The sequence below is a fragment of the Herbidospora mongoliensis genome, from assembly GCF_001570545.1.
GTDB lineage: Bacteria > Actinomycetota > Actinomycetes > Streptosporangiales > Streptosporangiaceae > Herbidospora > Herbidospora mongoliensis.
Genome location: NZ_BBXD01000008.1, coordinates 572,742 through 579,243, shown reverse-complemented (window position 1 = coordinate 579,243; position 6,502 = coordinate 572,742). Strand labels below are relative to the sequence as shown.

Annotated in this window: 5 protein-coding genes; all 5 read right to left on the bottom strand. The window is 70.4% G+C overall.

Annotated elements, in window-relative coordinates; all coding sequences use genetic code 11:
- Window positions 1-332: 332 nt before the first annotated feature.
- Complete coding sequence (locus tag AW272_RS02910) at window positions 333-920, bottom strand: type II secretion system F family protein (protein WP_066360807.1); 588 nt, start codon at window positions 918-920, stop codon at window positions 333-335.
- Between the two features lie 461 nt (window positions 921-1,381).
- Window positions 1,382-1,969 carry a type II secretion system F family protein gene (locus AW272_RS02905; protein ID WP_245657168.1) on the bottom strand — a complete coding sequence of 196 codons (588 nt, stop codon included), beginning with the start codon at window positions 1,967-1,969 and terminating at the stop codon, window positions 1,382-1,384.
- A 322-nt stretch (window positions 1,970-2,291) separates the two neighbouring features.
- Window positions 2,292-3,437 (bottom strand): TadA family conjugal transfer-associated ATPase, encoded by a 1,146-nt coding sequence (locus AW272_RS02900; protein WP_066360805.1) that lies wholly within the window; start codon window positions 3,435-3,437, stop codon window positions 2,292-2,294.
- 181 nt (window positions 3,438-3,618) lie between these two features.
- Window positions 3,619-4,650 carry a septum site-determining protein Ssd gene (gene ssd, locus AW272_RS02895; protein ID WP_066360803.1) on the bottom strand — a complete coding sequence of 344 codons (1,032 nt, stop codon included), beginning with the start codon at window positions 4,648-4,650 and terminating at the stop codon, window positions 3,619-3,621.
- 722 nt (window positions 4,651-5,372) lie between these two features.
- Window positions 5,373-6,137: a Fic family protein gene (locus AW272_RS02890; protein ID WP_066360801.1), complete on the bottom strand. Its 765-nt coding sequence runs from the start codon at window positions 6,135-6,137 to the stop codon at window positions 5,373-5,375.
- Window positions 6,138-6,502 lie beyond the last annotated feature (365 nt).

Genomic DNA, 6,502 nt, shown 5'->3' with positions numbered 1-6,502 from the left:
CTCCCGACCACCCCGGGACCCTCCCGACCACCCCGGGACCCTGCCGACCCGCCGACCCGCCGACCCGCCGACCCGCCGACCCGCCGACCCGCCGACCCGCCGACCTGCCGACCTGCCGACCTGCCGACCTGCCGACGACGAGCGGTACCACCAAGCACCGAACAATGACCATGTTGTTGCGACAGCTCGACGCAGTGTCCAATCGGCGAAAGACCCGAGCCCGACGCCGACGGTCGACCTCAATCCGGTTATCCACAGCCCGTGCGCTTGGCGATCGAGCCGATGCAAGCCATGTACCGCGACTTCGGCCCAAGATCCACATTTGGCGCAGGTCAGGGCCCGAGGACCTGGGTGGCCAGCCCGGCGACGACCGGGATGATGCCCAGGAAGCAGAACGCCGGCAGGAAACACAGTCCCAACGGCGCCACGGCCTGCACCCCGACCCGCCGCGCGGCCGCCGAAGATGCGGCTCGGCCGGCCTGGCGGGCGTCCTCAGCGACTCGAGTCAGCACATCGGCGACAGGCGCCCCCGACTCGACCGCCCGCGCGATGGCCCTCGCCAGCAAGGCCAGGGCGTCCTCGGCGGCCAGGCCCCGCCACACCTCGACCGGATCGGCGCCCAGCCGCATCTGCCCACTTGCCCACCGCAACCGCTCCCCCAACGGACCATCCACAACCCGCGCGACGATCTCGATCGCACCCACGAGAGGCTGACCGGCCCGCAGACACTCGGCGATGAGGTCTGCGGCGAACGGCAGATCCGCCCGGACGAGCTCCTTCCGGCGCCGATCCTGGGGAGACTCCTTCCGCCTGATGTGGACCACGACAGCCCCAGCCAGCACGACACCCAGCACGATGCCGGTCACCCCGCCGACCACGAGAACCATCAGCACGAGCACCGGCCCCGCAACCAAAGCCATCCGCCCGGTCGGGTTCTCAACCACACGGGCCTGAGCCGTGGGAGGGGCGATTAGCGCCCGGAGCCGATCAGCCGCGGTACGCCGAACCGGCCAGCACACCACGGCAAGCGTCACGCACAGCCCGGAAAGAATCCCAACCACCACACCCTCGCTTCGAATCCGGTTCCGCCTAGTTCCAAGCCGCCGCACGCCATATGGCCCCTCAAGATCTATGGCCAATCAAGATCGCCCGTCGGCAGGCGGCCCCAATGTGCCCTGCCTGGCATGCGGCCTCGGCAGGTCAGGGTCCGAGACAGACCGCCGACATGCGGTCTGAGATGAGCCGCGCACCACGCGGCCCCGAACAGGTCATTCACCATGCGACCTAGACAGGTCGTTGACCACGCGACCCTGAACAGGCCACACGTCCAACTCCCAAGACGGGATAAGCCGCACGAACCGAAGGGGGTTTCACCGCCCCGTCATCGGACACCGTCCTCGGCCTTCCGCACCATCCGATCCGTCCACCGCAGCCCTGTCACGTTGAGCAGCAGCCCCACGACCAGGCACCCGATCCCCGGCAGTGTCGTGAAGAGGAACGGCAGCGGCTGCATCCCAAGCCCTGCCGCCATCAGCAACCCCAAGACGGGCAACCCCGCGAGCATGCGAGCGGTAGCCCGAGGCCCGGCGAGCTGCGCCGAGATCTCCTGCCGGTGGTTCTCCATGTCCCGCAAAGCCCCGCCCACCCGTTCCACGAGAGGCGCGAGCCCGCCACCGACGCTCACCCCGACCTCCCAACAGGAGGCGAGCCGCCGCAACCCCTCACCGCCTGCCTCAGGCGCCGCATTCACCAGCGCCGCCCCCACATCGCCTCCGTCCCGGGCGACCCGGGCGACCGGCCGAAGCGCCGCGACGAACTCCGGTGGTCCTTCGACGGAACCGATGGCCTTGGAGAGCGCCTCACCGGGCGTGCGCCCAGCCGCCAGCTCCGCCACGATCGCCTGACACAACTCGACCGTTCCGCCCCGCCAGGCCCGAACCAGCGCCGTACGCGACCGTCGAGCCTTCACGACTCCAGGCAACGAAAACCCCGGACTCGTCTCCTGCGTCAACCGCGCCAGCCGCACGACCGGCGCCGAAGGCCCCCACCACACCCAGACAGCCAACCCAGCGCACAACCCCACCAGCACAGTGATCATCTGAACTCCAAACCGCCCCGATGCCCCGCGACGCCGCTAGTACCTGGAGACGTCTCCGTCACAACCGCGCTCGCCGTGTCCCGACCGCCACGGACCTTCCAGTGGCTTAACCGGCGTGTTCCGGTCCCACGTCCACACACCGCTCCCGCAGCACCTCGCAAGGTCGCCTTCCACACATCGCCCGGTCGTGCGGTCACGTCCCGAAGCACCGTTCCCGTAACACCCCGAAAGCTGCCCCCTCACGGACCCCGCCCCGCCCGTCGAACGACACCGCCGGCACCGCCTCCACGAAGCCGCCCGCGTTCCTCCGCAGCAGGCAGATCTCCGCAACGCGCCGCACCCCCGTCCCGGTGTCCCGGACCACGTGAATCACCGCGTCCAGTGCGGCCGCGAGCTGGCTGTGCACCGCCTCCCGGCTCAACCCGGCGGCACACGCCAGGGCTTCGAGCCGAGGTGGCACGTCGGCTGCCGTGTTCGCGTGCAACGTCCCGCAGCCGCCCTCATGCCCGGTGTTCAGAGCAGCCAGGAGGTCGATCACCTCAGCGCCGCGAACCTCGCCGACCACGACCCGATCGGGCCGCATCCGCAACGCCTGCCGGACCAGGTCCCGAAGCGTCACCCCGCCGACCCCCTCCAGGTTCGGCGGCCGTGTCTCCAGCCGAACCACGTGGGGATGCGCCGGGCGCAGCTCGGCCGAATCCTCAACCAGCAGCAACCGCTCCCCGGGGTCAGCGAGCGACAGCAGGGCCGACAGCAGGGTCGTCTTCCCGGTACCCGTGCCGCCCGACACCACGAACGCCAGCCGAGCCCGCATGACCGACCGCAGCACCTGCGCTCCCACACCCGTCACCAGGTCATCGAGCCCGTACGTGTGCCGAGGCGGCAGCCGCAACGACAGGCAGGTCCCTTCGGCCGAAACCGGTGGCAACACCGCGTGCAGCCGAACGCCACCGGCCAAGCGCGCGTCGACGTAAGGACAGGCGTCATCCAGCCGACGCCCGGCGGCGGCCGCCAAGCGCTGGGCGAGACGCCGCACGTCGTCATCGGACCGGAAGACGACGGACGTCTTCCGTAATCCGCCCCCGTCGTCCACCCATACGTCGCGGGGCCCGTTGACCAGCACGTCGGTAACCCCCGGCTCGGCGAGCAGCCCCTCAAGTGGCCCCGCCCCGATCAGTTCGGCCCTGAGCACCCGGGCGATGGTCAGTACCTCGCCATCCCCCAGAACCGCCCGCTCAGCCCGCAACGCGGCGGCTACCTGAGCCGGTGAAGGATCAAGCCCGTCCCTCGCCAGCCGGACGCGAACCGCATCCAGCAACTCCGCCGAAACCGCGCTCACAGACACCTCCCAACCACCCGCTCCTTCACCGCCGAGAGCAGGTCATCGGCGAACAGCGCCGCCATGCGCAGGCAACCCAAAGCCGGACGTCTCACAACCATCCCGGTGGAGTCGTCGACCGCCGTTCCCACCGACGAGTCCCCGGCTGACACCGCCGAAGGCAAAGACGGCCCAGGCCGCATCACGCCAACCCCGCCAGCAATTCCCCGCAGAACCGCCCCAACGGCGTCCGCTTCAACGGGGGCGCGTCTCCCCGGTCGAGCGCCTCCGCCAGCCCCCGCTGCTCCGGCACGACCCCCGCCAGCGCCACCCCCAGCGACTGGGCCACCACGTCAGGCTCCAGACTTCCGCCCCGTACGACCACCCGCACATCCCCCGCCTGCTCCCGCATCCCGGCGAGCGTCTGCCCGGCCGCGAGAACCCCCCGAACGTCAGCGGAGACCACCAGCAACGCCACCCCGGCCCGGGAAAGCGCCTCCTCGGCGCCGGCGTCCACAAACCGTGGCAGATCGACCACGACGAGGTCACACCCCCGGCGCGCCGCCTCCAGCACCGCCCGCATGGCCTCGCGGGGGATCCGCATCGGCTCGCCACGGTGCCATGACAGGACAGTCAACTCGCCGAAGGTCGGCAGCGCCCCTTGGAGCGCCGCGTAGCTCACCCGCCCCTCACGGCCGACGATGTCGGGCCACCTCGCCCCGGTCGCCTCCTCCTGGCCCAGCACCACGTCGATCCCGCCGCCGAGAGGATCGGCGTCGACGAGCAGGGTCCGGGACCCGGAGCGAGCAGCGGTGAGAGCCAGCGACGCCGCCAGCACGGTGGCTCCGACCCCGCCTCGCCCGCCGGCCACGCACACCACCGCCCCGGCGCGGGAAGAGGGCTCGGCGGCCTCGGCGAACTCGTCCACGAGAAGCCGTTCGGCGTCGGGCAGTTCGAGAACGGCGGACGCCCCGACGGCCACGCAGCGGCGCCAGGTCGCGGGATCAGCCGGATCCGATGTCACCAGCAGCACACCCTGCCGGGGCGGCGGACCGGTGGCGGCGAGGGCGTCGGCCAGGTCGGCACCCACCACGACCAGCGGCGCGGTGCGCCATCGTGGGCGGGCCTGCGCGGCCTCGTGGGCGACGTCGAGTTCGACTCCGGCGGCCGCGGCCACGCGCAGCAGGTCGTCGAGCAGGTCGCGATCGGCGGTGACGGCTAGAGGCCGATGCATGGGCGGGAGCTCCTCGGTCGAAGGTCAGAAGTCCGTGAGGAGCCTCACGGTGCCAACCAGCCGAAGATCGAAAACGCCCTGACCGAGCCTTGTGGAAAAGGGCCGCCCCTGTGGAAAAAGGGGCGACCCCCGCCGGGGGGGAGAGCGGGGGTCGCCGAGCGGTCCGGCTCCGGGGGGGTAGAGCCGGTCCCGTGTGATGAAAGCTTTCATCAGTGGGCCAGGGCATGGCAAGGGACTTGCAAAGGTGCCCTGTACGCAGTCACTCCCACATCGGGAGATAACACCGTATGCTGCCCGATCCGCCCGAGTTTCGTCGAGGAGCAATCTGCAATTTGCGGCAGTTTTTTTGAGCCGCGCTCGTTCTGCGGGAATGCGTCCACCTGGTGACGGTCAGTGATCACTGTCAGAAGTGGACGTCATGTATCGATCCATTGCCCCAGACGGCCACAAACCACGTCAGAAGCCGTAATCAGCGGATTCCGGGCTCAGTAAAGGTCTTGCTCCGAGGGCTTCCCATGTGCGGAGTTCCGACGTAGAAAGGGCTTACGGACCAAGTGTCCGGGTACGGCCGCCGGGTACCCACGCGCGACCAGCCGCGGGAGGCGTGTCGTTGCGGGCTTGTCCCGTTTCGACAAAAATAGGTGCACGCTTGGTAACCCGGTTCGACGTACTGGCGACGGCGTCCCATTCCAGGGGCGCCGTCCGCATGTGTCCGCAATTGTTTAGCGGGACAGCGCCTCGCAAATCGCCGTCGTCTCCCTGACGCCCAGAACGACCGCCCTGGCGCAGTGGATGACCCAGGCGGCCACCCCGTCGGGCGTACCGGTCAGATAGGACTTCAGAGCCTGCGGGTACGCCCCCATCAGCTCCCGGTGCCCCACTTCGACCACCACGAGCGATTTCGGGTCGAGGCCCTGTTCGACCAGGCTGAGCCGCTCGGCCGCGCGGGCCACCAGGCCGTCGGCGACGCCGAACGGGCGCAGCACCGCGATCTCGGCGTGCATGATCGCCCCCAGCACCAGCGCGGGGGCCTTGGTCGAGGTCAGCCCCGCCAAAGCGGCCATCCGGGCGGAGACGTCCACCGGAGCCGGCCCGATTCCCAGAGGGTCGGCCGTCGTGGCTCCCGTACGCGGACGCCCCGGCTCGGCGAGAAGCCCCGCGGCCGCGAGCGTGTGCAGACGCGCCAGAACCTGGGGCGCGGCCGACCGCCACAGCGGCCCGAGCCGCCCCAGCTCGGCCGAGACCCGCAGGGCGCCCTGCGCCACCGGATCGTCGGCCTCACCCGCCCTCAGCGAGCCCAGGGGCACCTCGACGCCCTCCAGCTCGGCGGAGGCGCGGGCGCCACGCAACGCGGACTCGGCAGACACCTCAGGCTGCCGCCTGCGCAGTATCCGGTGCCGATAGAGGACGTCAACGGCCTCTCGCGCCTCCGAAACGGCCTCCGGCACCCCAGGCAGTCCAGCCACCACGACCAGCGGATCACTCATCCGCCCGACCCTACCGATCTGGGAAGGCCCCCGGTATCCGCCCCACCACCAGCACACGCGACCACGGGACCGCGGACGCCGACCAACAGAACAGCCCTCCAGAAACAAACCCCTCGGTACCCGCCCCCCAACCAGCACACGCAACCACGGAGCCGTGGACGGTCATCTTCATCGGCGCCAACGACGCACCACCCAGACCCCACCACCAACACACGCGACCCAGAGACGCGGACGGCGACGGCCGGCCGTCCAGGCGCAGACCATTCCCGGAACCAGCCCTAATGCTGGAGTTCCACGCCGTCCTCAGTCGAAGACGTGAACGGTCGCGTCGGCGCCCACGGACCCGGCCAGAAGAACGCCCCGCC